Origin of the sequence: Streptomyces sp. NPDC057565, assembly GCF_042801455.1 — a bacterium.
Lineage (GTDB): Bacteria > Actinomycetota > Actinomycetes > Streptomycetales > Streptomycetaceae > Streptomyces > Streptomyces yanii.
The window spans coordinates 15,556-39,245 of record NZ_JBHVFU010000062.1 but is presented as its reverse complement, the minus strand read 5'-3'; the positions used below and the strand labels follow the sequence as shown (position 1 = coordinate 39,245).

The window sequence follows — 23,690 nt, the reverse complement described above, 5'->3', positions numbered from 1 at the left end:
CCCGGGTGGCTTCCTCGGCTCAAGCGCGCGGTGTCCCGGCGGCGCGCCGCCGGATGCTGAGCAGGTACACGGCGGACAGCAGCAGCGTGAAGCCGCCGCCGACGAGCGCCGCGTCGAGCATCGGCGGTACGACGGCGGCCGTGGCCACGACCGCGAGGACGCCGGCGATGCCGACCCAGGCGGTGATCCGCCCGCCCGGAGTCCTGCCCCCGCGCTCCGGCACAGCGGCCTGGTCCTGTCCGCGCCGGAAGCGCAGGTACGAGGCGAGGATCAGCAGCCACACCAGGAGGATCGCGAAGATCGCGATGGATACCAGGGCGTCGAAGACGTTGTCTACCCCGTACGCAGCAAGGCCGGCGGCGACCGCGATGCCGCAGGCCGAGCCGAGCAGCGCGTTGACCGGCACGCCCCGCCCGTTGAGCTTGCCGAGCGCCTTCGGTGCGAGGCGCTCGTGCCCCAGGGAGTGCAGCAGGCGGCTGGCCCCGTAGAGGTTGGCGTTGGCCGCCGAGACCGCGGCCACCAGGACGACAGCGTTGGTGAGCGAGGCCGCGGCGGGGACCCCGATGTCCGCGAAGACCTGGACAAAGGGGCTGGCCTGCACGCTGCCGTCGGCGGTGGCGCTGTCCCTCCAGGGGATCAGCGCGATCACGAGCGAGATCGACACGACGTAGAAGAGGCCGAGGCGCCACACCAGGGAGCGCATGGCCGTGCGGATGGACCGGCCCGGGTCGGAGGTCTCGGCCGCCGAGATGAACGTGGTCTCGAACCCGGCGAAGGCGAACATCACCACGGCCATGGCCACCCACACCGCGCCCGAGCCCTCGGGGAAGAACCCGCCGTCACCGGTCACGTTCCCGAGCCCGGCGGCGGGCGTGCCCGGCAGGCCGAAGAAGACGAGGAGGACACCACACACGATGAACACCAGCAGCGCGGTCACCTTGATGGTGGAGAACCAGAACTCGGCGACGCCGAACGACTTCACGCTCACGAGGTTCACGCCGAGCACGATGCCGGCCACCACGACGATGCCGACGGTCGTCGGGAGCTGCGGCCACCAGAACTGCAGGTACAGGGCGGCGGCCACGACCTCTCCGCCGACCGCGACCACGGCGCCGAGCCAGTAGAGCCAGCGGACGAGGAAGCCCGCCCACGGCCCGAGGTAGCGCCGGGCCACGGAGCCGAAGGAGCCGCGCTCGGGGTGGGCGATCGTCAGCTCGCCGAGGACCATGCCGATGATGCCGACGAGGGTCGCACCGAGCGCGTACGACACGATGACGGCGGGTCCGGCGGTAGCGATGGCCGAGCCTGAGCCGAGGAACAGGCCGGTGCCGAGCGCGGAGCCGAGACCGATCATCGTGATCTGACGGTGGGTGAGGCTCCGCTTGAGCTCCGGCTCTGCAGAACCGGTCGAGGCTGCCGTGGTGCTCCGGGCGGTGGACCCGGTGTGCGCCGTCATCGGACGCCCCCGGCACGCACCAGCTCCGCGAGGACGGCCATGCCGCGGTACACCTCGTCGAACGAGGTGCTCAGAGGGGCGAGCCCGATCCGGATGCCGTCTGGTGCGCGGAAGTCCGGGACGACGCCGCGCTTCCACAGCTCGTCGGTCAGCTCGCGGAAGTCGGCCCGGCACAGGGTGACGTGGCTGCCGCGCTGCTCGGCGTCGAGCGGCGATGCAACGCGGACGCCGTGCTCGGTGAGCCAGGCGTCGGCCAACTTCAGGGCGAACTCGGTCAGTTGGACGGATTTGGCGCGCACCGCCTCGATGCCCGCCTCCTCCAGCATGTCCAGGCTGGACAGCAGAGGCACCATCGCGAGGATCGGCGGGGTTCCGCTCAGCGCGGAGCGCACGCCCGGCGCGGGAACGTAGCCCTGCTCCATCTCGAAGGCGTCCTTGCGCCCCATCCAGCCCCAGACGGGCTGCTGCGTGCTGTCCTGGTGCCGTCGGGCGATGTATCCGAAGGCGGGGGCACCGGGGCCGCCGTTGAGGTACTTGTACGTGCAGCCGACGGCGAAGTCGGCCTCCCATGCATCGAGTTGGACCGGGATGGAGCCGGCGGAGTGGCACAGGTCCCACAGGATCGGGGCGCCCGCCGCGTGGACGGTCCGGGTGATCGCGGCGCCGTCGGCCAGGTGGCCGGAGCGGTACGCGACGTGGCTGAGCACGACCAGCGCGGTGTCCGGGCCGACCACGGCGGCGACCTGCTCGTCCGTGACGCCCGCCGCCGGGTCGGCCTCGATCCAGCGCAGCCGCAGTCCTCGCTCGGCGACGATGCCTTCGAGGACGTAGCGGTCGGTGGGGAAGTTGTCCGTGTCGAGCACGATCTCGTGGCGGCCGGGCGTGAGGTCGAGCGCCGCGCGCGCCAGTTTGTACAGCATGACGGTCGTCGAATCTGCGACGACCGTCTGACCTGCGGCAGCCCCCAGGGCCGCGGCGGCAACCCGGTCACCCACGGACTGCGGCCAGTCCAGCCAGCCGTCGGTCCAGCCCCGGATCAGGCGGCCCGCCCACTCCTCGGAGACGAAGCGCCCCATCCGTTCGGCGGTGGCGGCGAGCGGCCGGCCCAGCGAGTTGCCGTCGAGGTAGGCGATCACATCGCTCTCGCCCGGGGTGAGGAAGCGGTCACGGAAGGCGCGCAGCGGGTCTGCGGCGTCCAGCTCCTGCGCACGTCGCGCCCAGTCGTCCTGGGGACGTACGGAAGAGGTCACGGGATCGGTCACGGTGGGGCCTTTCAGGGAGGGTTCGTCCGGCGACCCGAGGGGCGCACGACGATAGACGCACAGCGCGGTCGACAAGCACGACGGACCGCGACGTCCAGTCGATTATTGGACGACCGTCACTAAGTTGCAAGACTCTGTTTTCCCGGCCGGACGGCCGCTGGGCGCCAGCAGGGATGGACCAGACCCTTCACCTGCCCCTCGCACCCCTCCTCGACCGCCCGATCCAGCGGGATGCGGGCGGTCGAGGAGGGGGCGGCGTCGAGGCCGCCGCGGCGGAGGGCGGCGATCACGGCAGGGAAGTCCGAGCCGGCGTAGCCGATCGTGGAGGTGAGGGCAGTCTCGGAGAGCATCAGCGGGGTGGGCGCGATCTGCGCCGACTGCTCCCACACCGCGAGGTTGACCGCCGTGGCACGTTTGCGCAGCGAGCCAAGTGCGGCGTCCAGGCTGATCTGGCGGCCGGACGCGCACGCAAGGACGTCGCGCTGGCGTTAGGCCGGGCCGTAGCACCACGGCCCCGCGCCAGGAAAGGAGCCTGCTGGGCGCCGACCTGGCCGGACTCAGCGGGCCGGCCGGTAGTGAGTACCAGGGTCAGCCTGCCCAGCCACTCGGAGTCGTCGGGGTACTCCCACTCCTCGGCAGCGGCAAGCACGACGGGAAGCTCCTCGCGCGGGATCGGGGGGCCGGGTTGGTAGCCGATGGCGCCACCTGGTGCTATCCACGAACGAACCGGCAGACCTCGACCATGTGGCGGTCGAAAATGGAGAGGAGAACGGGCTCGGTTCGGTACCTGCGTCACAGGGGCCTATGAAGCCTTCACACTGGACTGATTGGGCCGCCCCGGCGCCGCGTTTCTTCCGGACGGAAGGGGCAATATAGAGCATTCCACTTCATATGATCCGGCCAGAACGCAGCTGTGAGCCGTGCCCACCTCTGCCCGCCAGAGGTGCGGGACGCACAGTCGGATCCTCGAGGGCACCCTGGTGCGGCGGGCGTCGATGGAAACGCCTGCGGGAGCGCGGCGTCAGGTTCGCGCCCCCACAGGCTGCTTGGTGGCCCGCCGTTCTAGGCGGTGCCGCTAATCCGCCGGACCGCTTCAATCGTAAGTTGGCGGTCGTGCGGTGCGGTGTCGAGGGCCCGGTGGAGGGTGAGCCCTTCGATGAGAGCGTCGAGCTGGCGCGCCGTGCCAGGGTCGAAGTGGCGTTCCAGTAGGTGTCGGCTGCGGCTCATCCACGCCTGGGTCAACTCGCGGTACTCGGGTCGCCGGGCGGCCAGCGTGTAGAGCTCCTGGGTCAGGATGAGGTCGCGCTGCGGACCTTCGGAGAGGGCGTGGACGAGGTCGGTGACGGCCTCGCGCGCTTGATCCGCATTGGTGGCGCGGTTCAGGTGGTGTTCGAAGACCATGACGATGTGGTCGGCGAAGAGGGTGAAGGCTTCGCGGAGCAGGTCGTCGATGCCGGTGAAGTGGGCGGCTCCAGTTCTTCCTGTCCGAGTCGACGTGGGACCACGAGCGGTCAATTCCCGCAGGGTGGAGCTGCTGCTGGCCGATCCAGCGACCTGGTGATCGAACCACCCGCCCCCACACCCGCTTGCGGTCCCGGTCGCGGACCAAGAAGCGCAGCGACTCCAAGCGCAGGCCCGCCTCGACGGCGAGTCTGCGGGCTTGCTGGACCGTCCAGTGCGCGGTCGGATGCGCGGTCACACCAGCGATGTGCAGGCGGCGCGCGCCGTGCCCGAGGAAGACCAGCGCGCCGACCCGGCGAAGACCGACCAGATCGATGTGCAGGAAGTCGCAGGCAATGACGCCGTCGGCCTGCACCCTCAGGAACTCTCGCCCCGTCGACCCACCTCTACGGGGAGCAGGGCCTGCTCCGGCAACAGTCAAGATCTCCCCACGGCATCGTCCCACGCGACCCTGAGCGCCACCAGACCCCCTACGACCTGCAGCGACGCATTTCTGAACGGCACAGGCGCACTTTTCGAACGTGGCTCGTGTCGATTGGCTGCTCGACGCCACACGACGACTCGGCTGCCCAGGCGCAGCCCGGTCGACGGGCTTCCGGTCAGGCCCTGCCGTGTTCCTTCTGCGAGTGGCGCGACAGCGTGTCCACGACCAGCACCACGAGCAGCACCACGCCGGTGACCAGGAACTGGACAGCCGTCGGGATCCCCACGAGAACCATGCTGGAGGCGATCGACTGGATAACCAGCACGCCCAGGAACGCCGACCATGGCCTTCCGCGCCCGCCGAACAGACTGGTGCCACCGATGACGGCCGCAGCTATGGCATTGATCAGCAGGACACTGGAGCCCGAGGTCTGGCTGACTGAGGTGATCCGCGAGGCCAGAAACAGGCCGCCGAGCGCGGCCATCGTTCCGGAGATCGCGAACACCGAGATCCTGGTGCGGGTCACATTGACGCCGGCGCGGCGGGCCGCCTCGGCGTTGCTGCCCAGCGCCCGGACTGTCCTTCCGTAGGACGTCCGGCGCAGGACGCGGTCCAGGCCTGCGACGATCACGAGGAAAATCAGAAGCGCAAGCGGCAGGCCCTGGAACTGGTTGAGGACCCAGGCCGCGGCGAACGCGGCCGCCGCAAGTGCCCCCGCGCGCCATGCGATCTCGCTGAGGGACCGGAACGGTACCCCGGCGGCCCTGCGACGCCGCCGGTCATGGCAGGACGCGAAGAGGAACAGGGCCGTGCTGAGCACCGCCAGACCGTAGGCAGCGGCGACGTTGCTGAAGTAGGTGCTGGTCAGTGAGGCCACCAGGCCCTGATCATCCAGGTTGACGGTACCGTTTGGGCCCAGGACAACGAGCGCCAGGCCGCTCCACGCCAGGAAGCCCGCAAGGGTGATAGCGAACGAGGGTGCGCCGACCTTGGCGATGAAAAACCCGTGTAGGGAGCCGACGGCCGCGCCGCAGAGCAGGGCGATGATTACGGCGACGGGTTCGGGCACACCCTCGTAGACGCTCAACACAGCGAACAGGGCCGCGGCCAGACCGCTGACCGCGCCCAGTGACAGGTCGATCTGACCGAGCAGAAGCACGAAGACAAGACCGACCGCCAACATGCCCGTGCCGACGATGTCCAGGCTGAGAATGGAGAGGTTGCGCGGCGAGAGGAAGTTGGCCTTCAGGAACTCCGAGACGACCCAGATCACGACAAGGAGGAGCACGGCAAGGAGCGATCTTGGTTCGCCGCCGGCCAGTCGGTGCCACAGTACGCCGACCCGGTCCGTGATCCCCCGCGCGGATGCCGACCGCTGCCGCCCTGCGGCGGTCCCGGGGGGAGCGTTGCCGCGGTCCGCCGTGATCGGGTTTCCGTCCCGGACCGCCCGGATCCTGGCAAACGCGTCTCTTCCGATCACAGTTCCTCCTCCGAGAGTTCTGTGCGGTGGGCCACGGCGTTGTCCGTGGCGCCGGTGACGGAAGAGATGATCTGCTCGTGCGATACAGCGTTGACGTAGAAGAACCCGTTGTTGCGACCGAGGCGGAGGATGGCGACCCGGTCCGCGACGGCCTTGACGTCACCCATGTTGTGGCTGATGAGGAGGATGCCGACGCCCCGGTCGCGCAGCCGCTCCACGAGGTCGAGGACCTGGGTGGACTGCTCGAAGTTCAAAGCGACGGTGGGCTCGTCGAGGAGGAGGAGCCTGGGTTCGCTCAGGAGAGAACGGCAGATCGCCACGGTCTGCCGCTGGGCCCGGGACAGGGCGGCGGCGGGGACACGTGGGTCGGGGAGGCTGATGGACAGAGTGCCCAGCAGGTCGCGCGTGCGGCGATCCATCTCCACCTCGTCGAGCAGTCCGAACCTGCGGATTTCGCAGCCGAGGTAGAGGTTCTCGACGACGTCGAGGTGGTCGCACAGCGCGAGGTCCTGGTAGACGGCCGTGATGCCCAGGGTGCGGGCGTGGTTCGGGCGCCTGAGCTGGACGGTTCGGCCCTCCCACCTCACGATTCCCTCATCGGCGGGGGCGACGCCGGCTATCACCTTCACGAGGGTTGACTTCCCGGCGCCGGTGTTTCCCACGAGGGCGACGACCTCGCCGGCGCGGATGTCCAGCTCGATGTTGTCCAGCGCCTGAACGGCGCCGAAGCGTTTGGAAATGCCGTGCAGTGACAGTAGGGGTTGGGAGAACACGGCAACCACTTCCTTGTCGCCGGAGAACGCGGACTGGGCCCTTAAGGGAGGAGTCCGGCCTTCTGGCAGGCAGAGGCGAGCTTCGGGGTGCAGATCTGCGCGATCGTGTACATGCCGTCCTTGACGAGGGTGTCCTTGATGTTGCCGACGGTCACCGGTACCGGCTTGAGGATGACAGCCGGAATATCCTTGGTCGTAGGACTGTCGACCTTCTGGTGGGCGATGCCGTCCAACCCTGCGCCGCGGCCGAGGGCAAGGGCCATGGCGGCGGCGGTTTCCGCCCAGGGCTTGTTGGTGTTGTAGACGGTCATGTACTGGTCGCCCCTGACGATGCTCTGCACGGCCGTGAGGTCGGCGTTCTGGCCGACGACAGGAGGCAGAGGCTGGACTTTGGCGGCCTTGAGGGCGGCGATTGCACCGGAGGCCATGCCATCGTTGGCCGCGTAGACACCGTCGATCCTGTCGGCGCCCAGGCTGGCGATGGCGCCAGACATGTCGCTGTTTGCGATGTCAGGCCTCCAGCCGAAGACGTCGTACGACTTGGTGATCTTCCCCCTGTCCCGGAAGACGGAAAGCGCGGCCTTCTTGTACGCGGCGGCGGATGGGTCGCTGTAGGCGCCGTTCAGCATGACGATCCGGTCGCCGTGGCCCTTGCCGGCCATGGCATGAAGGAGCGCTTGGGCCTGGATCTCGCCGCTCCGAGTGATGTCGGAGGTGACATAGCCAGCTATCGGGCCCTGGATGAGGCGGCCGTAGGCGACCACCGGGACGCCCTCGCGTTCAGCCCTCTCGACCGAGGAGCGGATCGCCGTGCCGTTGACAGCGGCGATGACGAGGACGTCGACCCTGTCGGAAATCATGGAGTCGATCTGCTGCACCTGGGTGGCCAGGTCGCCCCCAGCGTTGGCGTACCGAACCGTGCAGTCCCCGCACAGCTCGCCGATCCTCTTCGTGAAGAAGGGCCGGTCGAACTTCTCCCAACGAGGGATCTGGTTGTTCGACAACAGCAGGCCGATCTGAAGACCGTCGTGGTGCGGGGACCGGGACGGGACACCGGCTCCACCGGCGAACTCGCATGAGGTCACCGTCAGCAGGGCGGCCATGACGGCGACGTCACGCACCCAGGTTCGCATCGGGGACACCGCCTTCCTTGTCCCGTCAGCCCGTCCGTGCTTCCTCGGCCGAACGGGAACCCGGGCGACCCGGACCGGCCTGCCCCGGCACAGGCTCACGCGGCGGCAGGGTGATCTCGCTCCAGACCTGCTTGCCACCGCCGACTGGCACCGACCCCCACGCCGCCGACATCGCCTCGACGAGGAGGATGCCGCGGCCGCCTGTCGCCTCCCAGTCCGCGATCGCCGGCTTGGCGGGCGTGCGGGGCGAGGAGTCGCTGACAGCGACGCGCAGACTGTCCGCCGTGAGCGTGAGATCGAAGCGCACCTCGCCCTGGGTGTGCACCAGGGCGTTGGTGATAAGTTCCGACACCACCAGGAGGGCCGTGTCCGTCTCCTGTGTGACGTTCCACGAACGCAGCGTGCGCGCGGTGAAGCGGCGTGCGTGCATGACGGCGTCGGGAAGCCGCCACACCGTCGAGCCGGCGCGTGCGGGCTTCACCTTGGTGCCGTCATAGCGCAGGAGTAGCAGCGCCGCGTCGTCACGGCTGTCCACCCGGTCGCCGAGCAGCCGATCAGCGGCTTGTCCGGCATCGGACGGGTCGACGGCGGAGAGTTCCGTCCACACGCGGTGCACGCCGTCCTCCCGGAGAGTGTCCGTGTGGCCGACCAGTCCGTCGGTCAGCAGAACGAGAACCGCACCGGGTACCAGTCCGACCGGTGTCATGGGGAACTCCGCATCCGCGAGTACACCCAGTGGGGGCCCGCCCTCAACCTCGACCTCCCGGACGGTGCCCTCCGGTTCCCGCAGCAGCGGCGGCACATGGCCGGCTCGGACGATCCAGGCGCTGCCTTCCTCCAGGTCCAGGAGGACGTAGCAGCAGGTGGCGAGCAGGTCACTCTCCGTGCCGACGAGCAGACGGTTTGCATGGGAGACCACCACGTCAGGAGGGTGCCCTTCCATGGCGTATGCCCTGATCGCCGTGCGGATCCGTCCCATGAGCGCTGCAGCTTCGGCGTCGTGCCCCTGCACGTCGCCGATGACCAGCGCCGCGCGGCTGTCGGGGAGCGGGAGGACGTCGTACCAGTCGCCGCCCGGCCAGGGCCCTGCCGCGGCGGGCAGGTAGCGGGCGGCAACCGCCGCGCCCGAAAGCGTCGGAAGCCTGTGGGGTAGCAGGCTGCGCTGGAAGGTCACAGCCCGTTCGTGCTCCGCTTCCCGAGCACGGGCGCCCACCAGGGCCTGGCCTGCCAGGCCCGCGATCACCGTCAGCAGAAAACGCTCCGCCATGCCGAACTCGTGCGGTCCGTCCCACCCTGCCAGGCAGAAGCCGACCCTCTCCCCCGCCGCCGACAGCGGGACGACGGCCAGACCGCCGGGTCCCATATCCCCCAAGTCGGGCCCTGGAGCGGCCCCTGCGGGCCACAGGCGCATGCGGTCCTCACGCAGTGCCGCCTCCAGCACGGACAGGGCGCCGGTCGGCACCGCGGGCTGCTGCGGACGGCTGCCGGAGCTCCAGGACTTTGGCCAGGCCTCGGAGTCCGGCGGATCGAAGAGCGCGGCTGCGGGCCAACCGGCCCCCGACTCCACGAGAGCCACCCGATCGGCCCCCAGCGGGTCGTGCAGCACGGCGGCCACCGCCCGGCCGACATCGAGGACGGTCACCGCGTCCCCCAGCTCGGCGGACAGCCGCCGTGCCACGGAGACCCGGTCCGTACCGGACCGCAGGCACGAAGCCTCGGCAACCAGCCCCAGGACCCGCTCCGGCCGGCCGGCAGCGTCGGCCAGGACCCGGCAGCGCAGCCGCAACCAGCAGACCTCCCCGGTGGACTGGCGGACACGGAACTCCAGCTCCCGGTCACGGGAGGATGCCCAGCCCGGCTCGACGACGTACATCAGCGCGGGCAGGTCATCCGGGACCACACGCGCCAGCAGCGCCTCCACCTCTCCGTCGAAGTCCTCCAGGGCGCTGCCGAGCAGATCCAGGGTTCGTCGGTCCGCGTCGACACGTCCGGTGTCCGTCTCCAGGACGAACGAGCCGACGCGCAGGTGATCCAGCGAGCTGTCCAGCAGCGGCCCCTGCCCCTCGGAGCCGGCGGCCGTGCCGGTCTCCCGCGCGTCGGCCTCCTCGAGCCGCGCCGCGAGCTGCCGGGCATACAACTCCAGGAGGCCGCACCGCACGCGATCGAAGCCGCTGCCCCGTTCGTCCACGACCACCAGACAGCCCAGCCATCGACCGTCCGATCCGAGCGGCAGCACACCCAAGGAGACGTCGGCCGACTGCCTCTCCGGATCGCCCTCGGCCCACAGGACCGGTTGCCCAGGTCCGAACCACTTCGGACAGCCAGTAACGAAGACATCGAAGACAGGCGACCGGTCGGCCTGGGTGTAGTGCTCCGCAAGCCCGTACCGGGTGCCGGACATGCTGACCTCCGCGGCCGACCGCAGCTCGCCCTCTGCGTCCAGCAGGTACACCGCGGCAAACGCCGTGTCAGTGAATGCCAGGCCACGCTCCAACGTAGTCGACGTACTCCGGGCAGCCTCCGAGCACCGCCGATCTGCATCCTGCGTCGTGCCCACAGGCTCAGCCCTTGGCAAAGGCCCGACCCCAGTGCCGATTTCGCTCGCCATCTGGCCCATCCCAACAATTCATTCCATGTTACGTGCGTCCACGCAGGGAAACCATCGACGCATGCGGGAGGCCCGCAGTGATCGCTGCGGGTTTTTCGAGATTCGTGGCCGCCCTTGGTGCAATGCGCGGCGGTGAAGGTCGGGGGCACGGGGGTGTCCGCCCCATGCTGCAGGTGCTGCTCGAGCCCGTAGGGGTTCCCCGAAAGAAGGGGGCATAAGCCGCCTCCCAGGCTGCGCCGTGGGTCAAGGGCGGTCCGCCGCGAGCGGACCGTCCTCCTGCCTCTTGACTACGCCTTGGCCGCTACCGCCGGATCACGCCGCGGGCGAGCCGTAGATGCCCATCTCGTAGACCGAGTAGCCCCAGGTCGTCTTCCGCTTAACGCCCTGCATTCGGACATACTGCACCGCACTACCGGAGTTGATCTTGATCACGTCATTGCCGCAGCTGTCGGGGTGCTGGGTGGCCGCCACGCTCCAGTTCGTCCCGTCCAGGGAGGTCTGGACCTGGTACTCCGTCGCGCAGGCCCCCTCCCAGGCGAGGGTTACCGCTGCGACCTCGGCGGGGGCGGCGAGCTTCACCTGGACCCACTCGTTGTCGCTGTAGCCGGATGCCCAACGGGTGCCGAGCTGACCATCGTTGACGTACCGGGCCGACAGCCGGTCGAGGTTCTGCTCGACACTGGATGCGCTCGCCGTGCCCTTCAGCGCGAGGTTCTCCGAGCCGCCCGCGGCATCCCACAGCTGAAGCCGGATGTCCGCCTGGATGAGGAAGGAGTCGAGTACCCCGTCGCCGACCTTGGGCTGGACCTTGCCCCATGTGTTGCGCGCAGGATCGACCCGTACGGCCCGGGCCTGCTTCTGCAGAGCCTCGGAGTCGGCGAGCAGCGCCTCGGCCTTCTCCTTGTCACCGGCCTGCCGGGCTGCGAGCGCGTCCAGTGTCTTCACCATCGACATGCCCCACAGCTGGGTGGCGTCCAGCCAGGGCTTGGCATCGGCGGCGAAGCCCTGCTCCACCGATCCGGCGCGGATGGCTGCCGGGGCGTCCTCGATTTCGTTCGCGTAGGTGCGCAGCGTCTTGACAGAATTGGTGCGGTCGCCCGCGTCCCATGCCTTCCAGAACTCGGCTATCCGGCCGGCGAGTTCGGGTGCCTGGGACTGCCAGGGGGTGGTGCCGAAGGTCGGGGCCAGGTGTTCCAGGTCGGCGAAGACGAGCAGCGCGTCGGTGGCCCGGCGGTCACCGCCCGCGAGGTAGGCCATGGCACGCGCCCAGCTCGCCTTCGCGTCGTACGCCTTGTCGTTCCAGGTGAAGTCCGCGGCGCCGAAGACCGCGATCTTGCTGGCGTACGGCTGGTTCATCGGGTTGGCGACGATGCCGGAGAGGTGCTCGGACAGTCCCGCCTCGCGCTTGTCGTAGGGGGCGAGCAGCAGTCGGCCGCTGGTGTTCCCGTAGTCGTTGACCGGATAGTTGTCCCAGACGAAGACCTTGCGGCCGAAGAGCTTGGATGCGCCGTCGGCCTGGTCGTTGGTAATCGCGGGCGGCACGACGTCGGTGCCGGTCCACATGACCACGACCGCAGGGTCGAGGGTGGCCCGCATCGTCTGCTTGTAGCTGGTGTCGGTCAGGTCGCCGTACTCGGTCGGCACCATCTGGAGGGGGCGGGCGTCCTCGTGGGTGGCGATGAAGTTCCGCTGGAGGTCGTTGAGCAGATCCACCTGCGCCTTCGCGGCTGCGGTGCGTCCCGGTTGGCCGTACGCCGCCTGGTCGGCCGCGCAGTTCCACTTGGTGTAACTGATGTCGTCCAGAGGGATGGAGAAGGACCGGGTGCCCAGGTCGTAGAGGGCCTGGAGCTTGGCCTTGAGGGCCTTGCGGTCGTCGGGTTCGGAGTAGCAGATCGAGCCGCCGGGTGAGACGGCGAACGTGAAGCGGACATGGTTCGCGGTGGCGCGGTTCACCAGTTCGCCCAGTTCGGCGAGTTTGTCGGTGGGATAGGGGTCGCGCCACTTGTCGCGGTGGTAGGGGTCGTCCTTCGGCGCATAGATATAGGTGTTGGCCTTGACGTCGCCGTAGAAGTCCATCTGGTCGAGCCGTTCGGCATGGGTCCAGGGCTTGCCGTAGAAGCCCTCGATCGTGCCGCGCAGAGGCATCGACGGGAAGTCGACGGCCTGCGCGCCGGCAATCTTCCAGCCGTCGTCGCCGTGGACGAAGAGCTGATGGAGCGTCTGCACGGCGTAGAACTGGCCGGTGGCGTCGTGACCGCCCAGGGCGATCTGCGCGCCCCGCTCACTGGCGTTGACCCGCAGGGCGTATCCCTCGGCGTGGTCCGGGGCGGCCACGTCGCCGAGCGCCTCGGCAACGTCCGGCCGGGCGGCCGGGCCGATCCGCACGGTGAGCAGGCCGGCGGCAGCCTTGGGGACGTTGCCGGGCGTGACGATGTCGACCCGGTCGGCGCCGTGCTTCCTGAGCTCGCGGACGAGGCGGTCACGCGCTGCCGCGTCCGTGGTGTCGTCGGCGACGAGAAGCACACGGCCGGTCACGGTGACATCGCGGCCGGAGCGGGTGAGCAACTGGGGCGTGGGGGAGACAGGCGGCAGCGGTTCGGCGGTGGCGGGCGGGTCCTGCTGCGAAGTTGCGGCAAAGGCCACGGGGCCCTGAGCCAGCGCACCGAAGGCCATGGAACTTGCAAGTGCGAGACATGCGCTCAGAGCGATAACGCGTCTTCCCATCAGGACTCCAAGAGGTCTAGACCAATATTCTGCCCGTAAGGATAGTGGCGGAACTCCATTGCCCGTCAAGGGCGCCGACCGTATTCGGGGCGGCCATTGCCCGTCTTCTAGGGCTGAGGCCGGGTATCCGGGCGGGCGCCGCGGCTGGGCGAAGGTCCGCCACACTGACACCGTCGACGGTTTGGTCGTCGGGTTCACGGGGCCCAGGCTGCGTCCGCAGCACCTGGCCCTCGTAGTTGGCGACGAGGACAGCCAGGCAAGGTTGTCGGCCCGTCTGGAACCAGTCCTCGCCGCACACGCCGGTACGACATTGTCAACTTGTTGGTGTGCGGTTACTTGAGGGTGTGCGGGGGTGTGCTGGGCCTGGTTTCCGCCTCTGGTTCAAGCCTCGGCGGTCATGGCGGTAGTGCCGGTGATCTCGTTCCAGATTCCGAAGCGGTGGCGCATCTCGTGCGGTAGCCGGTGGCGGTCATCCGGTGGCGGCGTGGCCGGAAGAGCGGTGAGACCTGGCTGAACGCGGACAGGAACCTCTGAGTTCTGCCGACTGTACGGAAGCCCTTCATCGCGCGTTCGCGCTGCCTCGTCTCATGGGAGACGGTGATCCCGCGGGCCAGGAGCAGCTCCTCGACTTCGCGGAAGGAGAGCGGGAAGCGGTAGTACGGCCACACCGCGTGGGAGATGACCTCCGCCGGGAACCGGAACCCCTTGCACGACGGCCCGTCCCCGACGCCCTCCACCACCATCTCCTCCCGAACGATCAACAAACCCGGCCACCATCCCAGCCCGGAGACCACTCACTCAACTTGACAGTGCCCTCCTCCTGGTTGAGCCAGGAGGCATACAGCGGGTCCAGCGGACGTGCCGGCGCGGTACGGGGCCGACCATGCCCTGGCGTGCTTGGTGGCGTGGGAGAACTCGAGGGGAATCCGCGCCGGTCGCGCGGGCGACGCGAGGACCGGTGCGGATCCCTCGTGATCTCAAAGCCTCGGTGCCCACTCGCGGGTTACGCGGGGTCGGGATCCGGGTCCAGCAGCGTCGCCACCAGTTCCTCGGCGGTGGGGCGGGAGACGCCGACGATCTTACGCACGTCGCTGACCGTCAGCGACGCGGTGTCGAGGAAGGTCCGCACCGTGGCTGCGAGGTTGAGCTTGCGCAACAGGTGGGCATCGCCCGCACGGCCGGTGGGAGCCGCGCTGCGCTGGTTCACGCATGTCTTGACTCACAGCGTCACGCTATCTACATTGACGCCCCAACAGCAATATTGCCAAGAAACTTACTTAGCTAAATTCTTTGCCGAGCGACCTCCCCTTCCGCTCCATCAGCCCCTACCAGCAGGACTTCGGGGCGGTGTTCGCCTTCATGCTGCTGGCCATGCTGCCCGTCCTGGCCTTCCAACTCGCGTTCCAGAAGCGCTTCGTCCGTGGCCTGACCGGTGGCGCCACGAAGGGTTGACCGGCAGACGCGGCCGGTGCAGCGCAGTTTCCGTCAAAGATGACAGGAGCACCATCATGCAGTTATCGGAGCCCACGCCCGGTTCCCAGACACCCCGCGCGGAGCCGTACTTCGCCGAACAGGCGGTACGTTGGCAGCCGCGATGCTGCCCGCCGGCACCCTGTCTGCGGTCGGCGCATGGTGATCCTTCCGGCATCCGGCGATGCATCAACAGCCACCGCGTAGCCTTCGCCGCCCAACGCGCCCGCCGTACCAGCACCGTCGTCGAGTTGTAATCACCCTGGGAGAGTCATGCGTTCTTCCCTCGTTCTGGCAATCACGGCCACCGCAGTACTCGTCGCTCCACCCGCGCTGGCTGACGCCTCCCATCCGCCCACGGCGCAGCAGTTGAAGATCACCGGTTCGGCCCGGACCAAGGGCGGCCTCGAGGTTGGCTACCGCTTCCAGGACCCCGACGGCGACACCGAAGGTGCAACCCGCTTCCGCTGGCTCGCCGGGCCTGCAAAGGACGGCCCGTGGACCCCGCTCACCGGTGTTCTGACCCGCAACATAGGTATTCCACTGAGCTACGGCGGCCAGTACCTCCGCGCCGAGGTCACGCCGGTGGACGAGACCGGGATGACCGGCAGGTCCCGCCTGTCCCCGCCCGTGCTGGTCAAGACCGCCGAGGGCAACCCTGGTACGGACTGGCTGCACAACGCTCGATACGGCCTCTCCCACCACTTCCTGTCGAACTACCTCAACCGGGTGGCTGCCTCCCCCGAGGAGAAGTGGCAGGACGGCGAGTCCTGGGACGATCTCCTCAAGACCTTCGATGTAGAGGCCTACGCCGATGACATGGAGAAGGCGGGCGCCGGGTTCGCCATTCTCACCCTCGGTCAGAACAGCGGCTATATGCTCGCGCCCAACCATGCCTACGAGCGCATCGCCGGGCTCCAGCCGGGCGAGCGTACCCCTGCCGGGCGCGACCTGCCCATGGAGATCGCCGACGCGCTGGCCAAGCGCGGCATCAAGCTGGTCCTCTACATTCCGGCCAACCCGCCGCACTCGGCGCACAAGCAACCCGGCGACTACGCGATCACCAAAGCCTTCGGATACACCCCCGGTACGGATGGCGTGCCCTCCCAGGACACCATGGCCAAGTGGCAGTCGGTCATCAGGGAGTACTCCGAGCGCTACGGGACCAAGCTGGCCGGCTGGTGGGTCGACGGGGTCTTCCCCGGGCTGCAGCCCGCCTATCAGGACATGACCAAGCCCTACAACTGGTCCAGCCTGGCCGCAGCGCTCAAGGCAGGCAACCCGGACCGGATCATCACGCTGAACTCCGGCCTGGGCGCGCGTAATCATCAGCCCACCTCGGTCTACGACGACTACACCCCAGGAGAGTCCGGAAACATTGGTGCCATGCCCTCGAGTGGGCGATGGGCCGACGCCGAGCAGAGCACCCAGTGGTTCGACTTCACCTACCTGGGCGCAAACGATCCGGGCTGGGCCGGCTGGGGCAACAAAGGCACGTCAAAGGACACCACCTCGCTTGTGCGCTGGTTGAATGCGGCCACTGGCCAGGGCGCCGCGATCGGTCTGGACACCAAGGTCAACAGGTACGGCAGGCTGGACCCCGCACAGCTCGCCCAGCTTGAGCAGGTCCGCAAGGTCGTGCGCGAAGGGGCCCCTGTGCCCGAGCCCGAAGGAGGGCTCTACAACGACACCGACTTCCTGATCAGGTACGTCGGCTCCTGGGCCGGCAGCAGTGGCCGGCCAGGCGATCTGAACGGGGATGTTCACTACACCCGCACCGACGGCGACTCGGCCGAGTTCACCTTCTCCGGGAGCGGCATCGAGTACATCACGGAGCGGAACACCGACATGGGCCAGGTGGACGTCTACCTGGATGGCACCCTGAAGGGAACCGTCGACTGCTACTCGGCGACCAAACAGACCCAGCAGGTGCTGTTCAAGGCCGACGGGCTCACCGCGGGGACGCACACGATCAGGGTCGTCAAGAAGTCCGGTACCTACATGCTCGTCGACGCCCTCCGAGTAACTGGATGATCCGCCAACCCAGAGAAATCCGGGGAACAGCGCGGTTCACGATTACGGCATACCAGAGCTCGGGCCAGCCGCGGGCGCAGCACGACTACGAGATCGACGTGGGTAGTGAGCCGGTCGAGCCGGACGCGCGCGATGGATCACCGTCACGCTGAAAGAGACCTGTATGTGGCGTATAAGCCCTGGGGGCGTACGCCGTGTGTTGCACACCCTCGGCCCCTACCAGCATGGCTTCGGGGCGGTGTTCGCCTTCATGCTGCTGGCCACACTGCCCGTCCTAGCTGGCCTTCTACCTCGCGTTCCAGAACCACTTCGTCTGCGGCCTGACCGGTGCCACCACGAAGGGCTGAGCCGGCTTGCCACGGCATGAGCACGTCCATGACCGGCACGGCTCGTCACCATCCATCCGCTCATCGTCTCAGCAGGATCAGGCAGTTCTGAGCGTCGTTCTCATCGAAGGGAATCCCCATGTACGGTTACCAGCGACTGACGCGCCGCGGGATGCTGCGCACCATGGCCGCGGCCGGTCTCGCCGCCGCGGCCGTCCCCCTTGCCACCCGGGCCAGTGCAAGCGCCGCGACCTCGAGCCCGGCGCTGTCCCAGGACTGGGTCGTCCACCCGGTGACCACGCCGTCGACCATCTCCGTCCACGGTCGCTCCGTCACGATGGCCAACGGGATCGTGCGGCGCTCCTTCCACACCGCACCCAACTTCACGACCACCTCGTTGAAGAACCTGGGCACGGGCCAGGAGATGCTCGACCACACCGGCGAGCCGGAGGCCACGATCGTCCTGGACGGCACCACGTACGACGTCGGAGGAACGAACGCCTCCGGTGGCTTCGTCTACGCCTCGCACCGGATCGAGGACAGCACGCAGAAGCCGTACGAGTGGACCCCCTACGAAAAGGACGGGGTCACCCTCAAGCCGTACGCCGAAAAGCGGCCGTGGCCCGCCAAGGGCAAGGCACTCCTGGTCACCTTCCGCCCCCACCCGAGCCTCGCGGCAAAGCTGCACGGCGTCACGGTGACCGCGCGCTATGAGATCTACGACGGCATCGCCACCGTCATGAAGAAGGTCTCGGTCGACAACACCAGCGCGACACCGGTCATGATCAACCACCTCACGGTCGACCAGCTGCACGTGCACTCTCAGCTGGCCGGGCGGCTCTATCTGGACACCGACTATCACGGAGGCACCGACAACGCATACCGCAACAACGACAAGGACCGTACCTACACCACCACCGACGAGGGCAACCACAGGACCTACACCGTCCTCTACAAGGACGGTCCGGCGTACCGCATCGGAACCGAGGAGCCGCACTGGGGCGGGCACTTCGACGGTTTCCGCAGTTTCCTCCTGCTGCACAGCACCGATCACTACGAGGCGCAGCAGATGGAGATCAAGGCGATGTACCGCACGCTCGCGCCCCAGATCACCGAGAACCCGCTCTTCTACCACCTGATATCGGACGACCCGACCGCACTACGGAACTCAGCGACCGCCAGCGCCGCCATGGGCTTCGAGATGGTGATCCAGTCGTTCGGGAGCGGTTTCAACATGCTCAGCACCAATCCGGCCTACCTCTCCCGGAAGAAAGCCGACTTCGACGCCGTGCGCGCCAACGGCCTCAACCCGGGAGGGTACACGCTGCTCACCACCGGGCAGATCTTCGACCCGGCCGAGAGCAGCTGTGCGGGCACTGACTGGGGCACCGTGATGGGCCTGGGCACCACAGGCTTCGCAGAGTTCCAGAGTCGGGTGCAGAACAGTATCGATGCCACCGGGATGGGTGTTGTCGAACTCGACGGGCCCTGGCCCATGTTCCGTTGCGGGGAGGCCAACCATGCCTACGCCGACGGCGGTGCGGACACGGTCTACAAGCAGTGGACCTTCAGCAACGACCTCTACAAGATGATGCGCGAGCGCGACGTCTACATCAACGCGCCCGACCTGCACTACTTCAACGGCAGCAACAAGAACGTCATCGGCTACCAGGAGAACGGCTGGAGCCAGCCGCGTCAGCAGCAGCTGATGCACGGCCGACAGTACATCTACAACGGCACGTACGAGAAGGTCCCGTCGGCAACCTGGACGTTCATGCCAATTGACGTCTACCACGGCGGCGGCACCGCCGCCGCCTTCAAGCCCCTCAAGAAGAACCTGTTCGACTACAGCTGGGGAATCGGCCAAAGCTTCCTGGCCGGCGTCAACCCGACCTTCCGGGGCACAACGATGGACGACGGCGATCCCGACGTCCGGTCGGTGGTGAAGTACTGGACAGACATCTACAAGACCTACCGCGGCCTCGTCACCGCCGACATCGTGCATCTGATCCCGCCCCGGCACAAGCCCGGCAACCTGGCCCGCGGCACGGGCATCGACGCGTTCATGCACGCACGTTCCGAAGGCAACGAGCGGGCTCTCATGGCGGTGTTCAACCAGACCGACGAGGAGCGCACCCAGAGCCTGACCGTGCCGCTGTACTACACGGGCATGACCGATCTGACTGAGGCGCCACAGCCGGTCCCGGGGTCCTACCTCGACACCAAGGACATCCCGGTGTTCGGCCCCTACCCGGTCACCGAGCTATTCCCGAAGCCGAACTGGTCGGGCAGCTACCCCAGCGCGACGCCCACCGATACCACCGCCGACATCTACCGCGAGGGCGAGGGCGAGCCTCGCAACCTCACGATCGACTCCAACGGCAACGTCCAACTCGAGGTGACCCTGCCGCCGATGACTTTCACGTGGTACGTCGTGACCCCCCACGGCGTCAAGCCGGTGGCCCCGCCAGCCAAGCCCGCTGCACTGCCGCCTTCCGGGTCCAGGTGACCGGCACGCCGCTCGACTCTCCGGAGGCGAACACCGAGCCCGGGTGACACCAGCGCGGCGGCCACGTTCGACGGGGGTGCGTCACGCGCCAACCGGTCAGCTCCAGCTGTTGCGCAACCCATAGCGCAACCCCCTACCGGACAGCGCCCTGCTCCGGCGCCCCTGGCCGCGACGAGGCCAGACCGAACGCCCCGGGCCGGGACAGAGAACGAGAGGGGCCAGCACCTGCTGACCTGATTGCTGACCCGCCGCCCGCCGGACACCCTCAACCTCTCCCGCGGCTATCGCGCGGAAAGACACCTCATGCAGCTACCGGCAGTTCGTTAAATCCGGAGTTGGTGCGGGTTGACGGCAGGTCGGATTGGTCGCAGGCCGGTGGGAAGGAGTCAACTGCCTTGCTGGGGGCTGAAGATGACCGCTCGCCGTCCGTGTCCGCCTGCACCGGGGCCGTTGGAAGAGTACGCGGCCCGTTTCGACGACCTCTTCTTCAGCCTGGCGCAGCGGCGGGGTTTTCGCGAGTACCTGGCCGGACTGCTGGCGCCACGGGAGCGGAACAAGACGATCACCTGTCTGGCAGGCGCTGAGCCGGTGGCCGGCGCCGGGATGGCTGGGGGTGCAGCGGCTGCAGTTCTTCCTGTCCGAGTCCCCCTGGGAGGTCGAGGAGATCAATGACCGGCGGCTTGAACTGCTGCGCGAGCAGCGGGCGACGGCTCCGCACGATGGTGGGGTCATCGTGATCGACGACTTTGGGGACCGCAAGGACGGCACGGCGACCGCGCATGTGGGCCGGCAGTGGATGGGCCGGTACGGCAAGACGGACAACGGCATCGTCACGGTGACCACGGTGTGGAGTGACGGCCGCGTGTACTACCCGCTGCACGCGACTCCTTACCCACCCGCCCATCACTTCACCCGCGGCCGGTCCGATCCGGCCTTCCGCACGAAACCGCAGCTGGCCGCTGCTCTCGCGGCCCGCGGGAAAGAGGCGGGCTTCGGCTGCCGGGCGGTGGTCGCCGACTGCGCCTACTTCGTCAGCGACGACTGGTACCTCGCACTACGCGATGCGCAGCTGGCCTACGTGGTGGCTCTCAAACCGCGCAACGGTGTCTGGGCCCCGGCCGACCAGCCGCACACCCCCCATCGAGGCCCGAGCCTGGACGGACAAGGACCCACCCTCCGAGCTCCAAGCCCTGATCGACGCAGTCACCACCGGACATGGCATTGACCTATACCGCCGGATTCAACGAACTACCGGTAGCGGCGCAACCCCGGACCGGCGGCACCCACACTGGCCAGCCGCGGAGACACATTCAAGGGTTTGACCTGCGGTTTCAGCGTCACCGGTTCACCGGTCCGGTGTCCGCGACGGTGTCTGCTCCGACCAGATGACCTTCCCGGTGTCCGTGTAGCGGGTTCCCCAGCGGTCGGCGAGCTGGGCCACGAGGAACAGGCCGCGGCCGCCCTCGTCGGTCATGGCCGCGTAGCGCAGGTGTGGTGCGGTGCTGCTGGCGTCGGAGACCTCGCAGACCAGGGTCCGGTCGTACAGCAGGCGGACCCGGACGGGGTCGGTACCGTAGCGGACCGCGTTGGTGAGCAGTTCGCTGAGGATCAGCTCCGTGACGAAGGCATCCTCGTCCAGATGCCAGGCGGAGAGCCGGTCGGCGACCTCGCGGCGGATGGGCGCGACGGCGGCGGGGGCGCGCTCCACATCCCAGACGGCCACCCGGGACGGGTCGAGAACGTGGGTGCCGGCCACCAGGAGGGCCACGTCGTCGTCGGGCGGCCCGGTCAGGAGCGCCGCCAGCACCTGCGTGCACGTCTCCTCGGGTGTACGCCCGGCCCGGCCAAGGCTCTGCCGCAGCAGCTCCATGCCGTCGTCGATGTCCCGGTCGCGGGTTTCGAGGAGGCCGTCGGTGTACAGCACCAGCCGGCTGCCTTCGGGCACGTCGAGATCCACCGCCTCGAACGGCAGGCCACCGACACCGAGGGGGACACCGGCGGGGCTGTCCGGGAAGTGCACCGATCCGTCGGGCAGCACCAGCGCGGGGCCGGGATGTCCCGCCCGGCTCAGGGAGCACCGGCCCGCCACCGAGTCGTAGATCGCGTAGAGGCAGGTGGCCCCGGCGATCTCGGTTCCGTCGGCGGTGCTCTCCTGGTCGATCCGGGAGACCAGCTCGTCGAGGCGCGCGAGGAGTTCTTCGGCCGGCAGGTCGAGAGTGGCGAAGTTGTGGACGGCGGTACGCAACCGCCCCATGGTGGCGGCGGCGTGCAGGCCGTGGCCCACCACGTCGCCCACCATCAGGGCGACGCGGGCCCCTGGCAGCGGGATGACGTCGAACCAGTCCCCGCCCACCCCGGCTTCGGCCGGCAGGTAACGGTGGGCAGTGTCCAGGGCGTTCTGCTCGGGCACCCCGCCCGGCAGAAGGCTGCGCTGCAGGGTCACGGCCGTCTCATGTTCGCGGGTGTAGCGGCGGGCGTTGTCGATGCACACCGCCGCCCTGGCCGTCAGCTCCTGGGCGAATGCCTCGTCGTCCTCATCGAACGCCGCTGGGTTCTCCGAGCGCCAGAAGTTGGCCATGCCGAGGACCACGCCCCGTGCGTGCAGGGGGACGGAGAGGACGCTGTGGAAGCCGTATGCGAGGACCCGTTCGGCGCGCTCCGGGTCCCTTCGCTGCCAGCGGAGTACGGTTCCCTCGGACAGGCGGTGCCGGTCGCTGCCGCCCAGCGAGCCGATGCTGGTGGGCACGATGCCGGTCACCCGGCCCAGCGGGTACAGGGGGTGGTCATCGCGAAGGCCGGCGAGGGCGGCCCTCCGCATCTGAACGACCGTGCCGTCCGACTCGCTGGGCTCCTCCCCGCGGAACACCGCCTCGGCCAGGTCCACCGTGGCGAAGTCCGAGAACCGCGGGGCGGCCACCTGGGTCAGTTCCTCCGCGGTCGTGGTCACGTCGAGGGTGGTGCCGATCCGTGCGCCGGCCTCGTAGACGAGCAGCAGCCGCTCCCGCACCGTCTCCGCCCGTCCGGTCACCGCAAGCAGTTCGGTGGTGTCCCGGAGGGTGGCGACCATGCCCGGCGGCCCGCCCCCGTCGCCGGTGGGCCGCAGATTGACGGCGAGCAGCCGCTCCCCCACCGGCAGCACCTCGTCGGTAGCCGGCCGGCCGGCCTCCAGGAGCTCGGCGATCCGGGGGTGGAGGCCGGCCTCGGCGACCGGCTGCCCTTCGGCCTCCGGCGGGTGTCCGAGCAGCCTGCGGGCCTCGTCGTTGGCCAGCACCAGACGCCGCTGTCCGTCGGTGATCAGCACTCCCTCCCGGACGGAGTGCAGCACCGCGTTGTGGTGCTCGTACATGCGCGTCATCTCGGCGGGGCCGAGGCCGCGGGTCAGCCGGGACAGGCGTCGGTTCACCAGGGCCGAGCCTCCGACGGCGAGGAGGAGTGCGCCGGCGGCGCTGCCGAGGATGACCGGCATCTGGCGGCCGGCGGACTGGTTGACGTCGCTGAGCGTGATCTCGACGCCGACGATACCGGCGACCGAACCGTCGCTCCGGAAGACGGGGACGGTCGAGTCCACAGCCGGCCCGACGCTGGCGCTGAGCTCCGTCGTCACGGGAATGCCCTGCAGCGCCTTCTGGTAGGGGCGCAGGATGTGCTTGCCGATGAGGTGTGGATTCGGGTGCGTGTAGCGGATCCCGTGGGTGTTCGAGACGACGACGTAGGCCACGCCGGTCGCTTTGCGGACCGCCTCGGCCCGGGGCTGCAGCACGGCCGTCGGATCTGGACCGTCCAACGCTGCTGCGGTCCCGGGTGCGTTGGCGAAGGTCTGGGCGACCGAAAGGGTCCGGTGACGGGCCTCCTGTGTGCTGTCGTGCCGGGCCTGGAGGACCAAGGACACCGCCGCGGCGACGGCCAGCAGCCCCACAAGCACCACTTGCAGCAGAAAGACCTGTCCGGCAACGCTCTGCGCCGCCAGCCCGCGCTTGAGGGACCCAGACCGTGACTCAGAGACCTGGGACCTTCGGACCAGACGAGACAT

15 protein-coding genes and 1 pseudogene are annotated in these 23,690 nt (G+C 68.6%); 4 read left to right on the top strand and 12 right to left on the bottom strand.

Translation table 11 applies throughout. The annotated features are described in order from the left end of the window. Nucleotides 1–19: 19 nt before the first annotated feature. The 11 genes from ACFU8W_RS43995 to ACFU8W_RS43945 all read right to left on the bottom strand — a co-directional run bounded on the left by ACFU8W_RS43995 (nucleotide 20) and on the right by ACFU8W_RS43945 (nucleotide 14,528). Complete coding sequence (locus tag ACFU8W_RS43995; protein WP_384050383.1) at nucleotides 20–1,456, bottom strand: amino acid permease; 1,437 nt, start codon at nucleotides 1,454–1,456, stop codon at nucleotides 20–22. Then, the gene (gene kynU / locus ACFU8W_RS43990; protein WP_384050380.1) at nucleotides 1,453–2,718 is read right to left on the bottom strand and encodes a kynureninase; all 1,266 of its coding nucleotides are present in this window, start codon (nucleotides 2,716–2,718) and stop codon (nucleotides 1,453–1,455) included. The genes ACFU8W_RS43995 and kynU overlap by 4 nt, the downstream gene beginning before the upstream one ends. A 119-nt stretch (nucleotides 2,719–2,837) precedes the next feature. Continuing rightward, complete coding sequence (locus ACFU8W_RS43985; RefSeq protein WP_384050377.1) at nucleotides 2,838–3,107, bottom strand: hypothetical protein; 270 nt, start codon at nucleotides 3,105–3,107, stop codon at nucleotides 2,838–2,840. Nucleotides 3,108–3,780: 673 nt separating this feature from the next. Continuing rightward, entirely contained in the window at nucleotides 3,781–4,233 is a 453-nt protein-coding gene (locus ACFU8W_RS43980) for a TetR/AcrR family transcriptional regulator (protein WP_384050374.1), read from the bottom strand. A 545-nt stretch (nucleotides 4,234–4,778) separates the two neighbouring features. Beyond that, nucleotides 4,779–6,083 carry a sugar ABC transporter permease gene (locus tag ACFU8W_RS43975; protein WP_384050371.1) on the bottom strand — a complete coding sequence of 435 codons (1,305 nt, stop codon included), beginning with the start codon at nucleotides 6,081–6,083 and terminating at the stop codon, nucleotides 4,779–4,781. Then, nucleotides 6,080–6,865 carry an ATP-binding cassette domain-containing protein gene (locus ACFU8W_RS43970; RefSeq protein WP_384050369.1) on the bottom strand — a complete coding sequence of 262 codons (786 nt, stop codon included), beginning with the start codon at nucleotides 6,863–6,865 and terminating at the stop codon, nucleotides 6,080–6,082. The genes ACFU8W_RS43975 and ACFU8W_RS43970 overlap by 4 nt, the downstream gene beginning before the upstream one ends. A 32-nt stretch (nucleotides 6,866–6,897) precedes the next feature. Then, nucleotides 6,898–7,989, bottom strand: a complete 1,092-nt coding sequence (locus ACFU8W_RS43965) for a substrate-binding domain-containing protein (protein WP_384050403.1) — start codon at nucleotides 7,987–7,989, stop codon at nucleotides 6,898–6,900. 25 nt (nucleotides 7,990–8,014) lie between these two features. Beyond that, nucleotides 8,015–10,597 carry a SpoIIE family protein phosphatase gene (locus ACFU8W_RS43960; protein WP_384050366.1) on the bottom strand — a complete coding sequence of 861 codons (2,583 nt, stop codon included), beginning with the start codon at nucleotides 10,595–10,597 and terminating at the stop codon, nucleotides 8,015–8,017. 312 nt (nucleotides 10,598–10,909) lie between these two features. After that, nucleotides 10,910–13,270: a beta-N-acetylglucosaminidase domain-containing protein gene (locus ACFU8W_RS43955; RefSeq protein WP_384050363.1), complete on the bottom strand. Its 2,361-nt coding sequence runs from the start codon at nucleotides 13,268–13,270 to the stop codon at nucleotides 10,910–10,912. 446 nt (nucleotides 13,271–13,716) lie between these two features. After that, complete coding sequence (locus tag ACFU8W_RS43950; RefSeq protein WP_384050412.1) at nucleotides 13,717–14,085, bottom strand: hypothetical protein; 369 nt, start codon at nucleotides 14,083–14,085, stop codon at nucleotides 13,717–13,719. 239 nt (nucleotides 14,086–14,324) lie between these two features. After that, nucleotides 14,325–14,528 carry a hypothetical protein gene (locus ACFU8W_RS43945; RefSeq protein WP_384050361.1) on the bottom strand — a complete coding sequence of 68 codons (204 nt, stop codon included), beginning with the start codon at nucleotides 14,526–14,528 and terminating at the stop codon, nucleotides 14,325–14,327. 101 nt (nucleotides 14,529–14,629) lie between these two features. Between ACFU8W_RS43945 and ACFU8W_RS43940 the strand changes: the two are divergent. The 4 genes and pseudogenes from ACFU8W_RS43940 to ACFU8W_RS43925 form a co-directional block, all read left to right on the top strand. Next, nucleotides 14,630–14,773 (top strand): annotated as a pseudogene (locus ACFU8W_RS43940) (carbohydrate ABC transporter permease); the annotation flags it as partial. A gap of 291 nt (nucleotides 14,774–15,064) precedes the next feature. Beyond that, nucleotides 15,065–16,825 (top strand): alpha-L-fucosidase, encoded by a 1,761-nt coding sequence (locus tag ACFU8W_RS43935; protein WP_384050359.1) that lies wholly within the window; start codon nucleotides 15,065–15,067, stop codon nucleotides 16,823–16,825. A gap of 465 nt (nucleotides 16,826–17,290) precedes the next feature. Next, the gene (locus ACFU8W_RS43930) at nucleotides 17,291–19,660 is read left to right on the top strand and encodes a hypothetical protein (protein ID WP_384050357.1); all 2,370 of its coding nucleotides are present in this window, start codon (nucleotides 17,291–17,293) and stop codon (nucleotides 19,658–19,660) included. A gap of 613 nt (nucleotides 19,661–20,273) precedes the next feature. Further along, nucleotides 20,274–20,885 (top strand): transposase, encoded by a 612-nt coding sequence (locus ACFU8W_RS43925; protein ID WP_384050355.1) that lies wholly within the window; start codon nucleotides 20,274–20,276, stop codon nucleotides 20,883–20,885. 120 nt (nucleotides 20,886–21,005) lie between these two features. Here ACFU8W_RS43925 and ACFU8W_RS43920 read toward each other — a convergent pair whose 3' ends face one another. Then, nucleotides 21,006–23,690, bottom strand: a complete 2,685-nt coding sequence (locus ACFU8W_RS43920; protein ID WP_384050352.1) for a SpoIIE family protein phosphatase — start codon at nucleotides 23,688–23,690, stop codon at nucleotides 21,006–21,008.

What these genes read in the sequence shown, in the direction of transcription:
- ACFU8W_RS43955 (WP_384050363.1), bottom strand. Translation starts at nt 13,270, where the DNA reads ATGGCCTTCGGTGCGCTGGCTCAGGGCCCCGTGGCCTTTGCCGCAACT.
- ACFU8W_RS43920 (WP_384050352.1), bottom strand. Translation starts at nt 23,690, where the DNA reads ATGTCTCGTCTGGTCCGAAGGTCCCAGGTCTCTGAGTCACGGTCTGGG.
- ACFU8W_RS43930 (WP_384050357.1), top strand. Translation starts at nt 17,291, where the DNA reads ATGTACGGTTACCAGCGACTGACGCGCCGCGGGATGCTGCGCACCATG.
- ACFU8W_RS43935 (WP_384050359.1), top strand. Translation starts at nt 15,065, where the DNA reads ATGCGTTCTTCCCTCGTTCTGGCAATCACGGCCACCGCAGTACTCGTC.
- ACFU8W_RS43995 (WP_384050383.1), bottom strand. Translation starts at nt 1,456, where the DNA reads ATGACGGCGCACACCGGGTCCACCGCCCGGAGCACCACGGCAGCCTCG.
- ACFU8W_RS43965 (WP_384050403.1), bottom strand. Translation starts at nt 7,989, where the DNA reads ATGCGAACCTGGGTGCGTGACGTCGCCGTCATGGCCGCCCTGCTGACG.
- ACFU8W_RS43960 (WP_384050366.1), bottom strand. Translation starts at nt 10,597, where the DNA reads ATGGCGAGCGAAATCGGCACTGGGGTCGGGCCTTTGCCAAGGGCTGAG.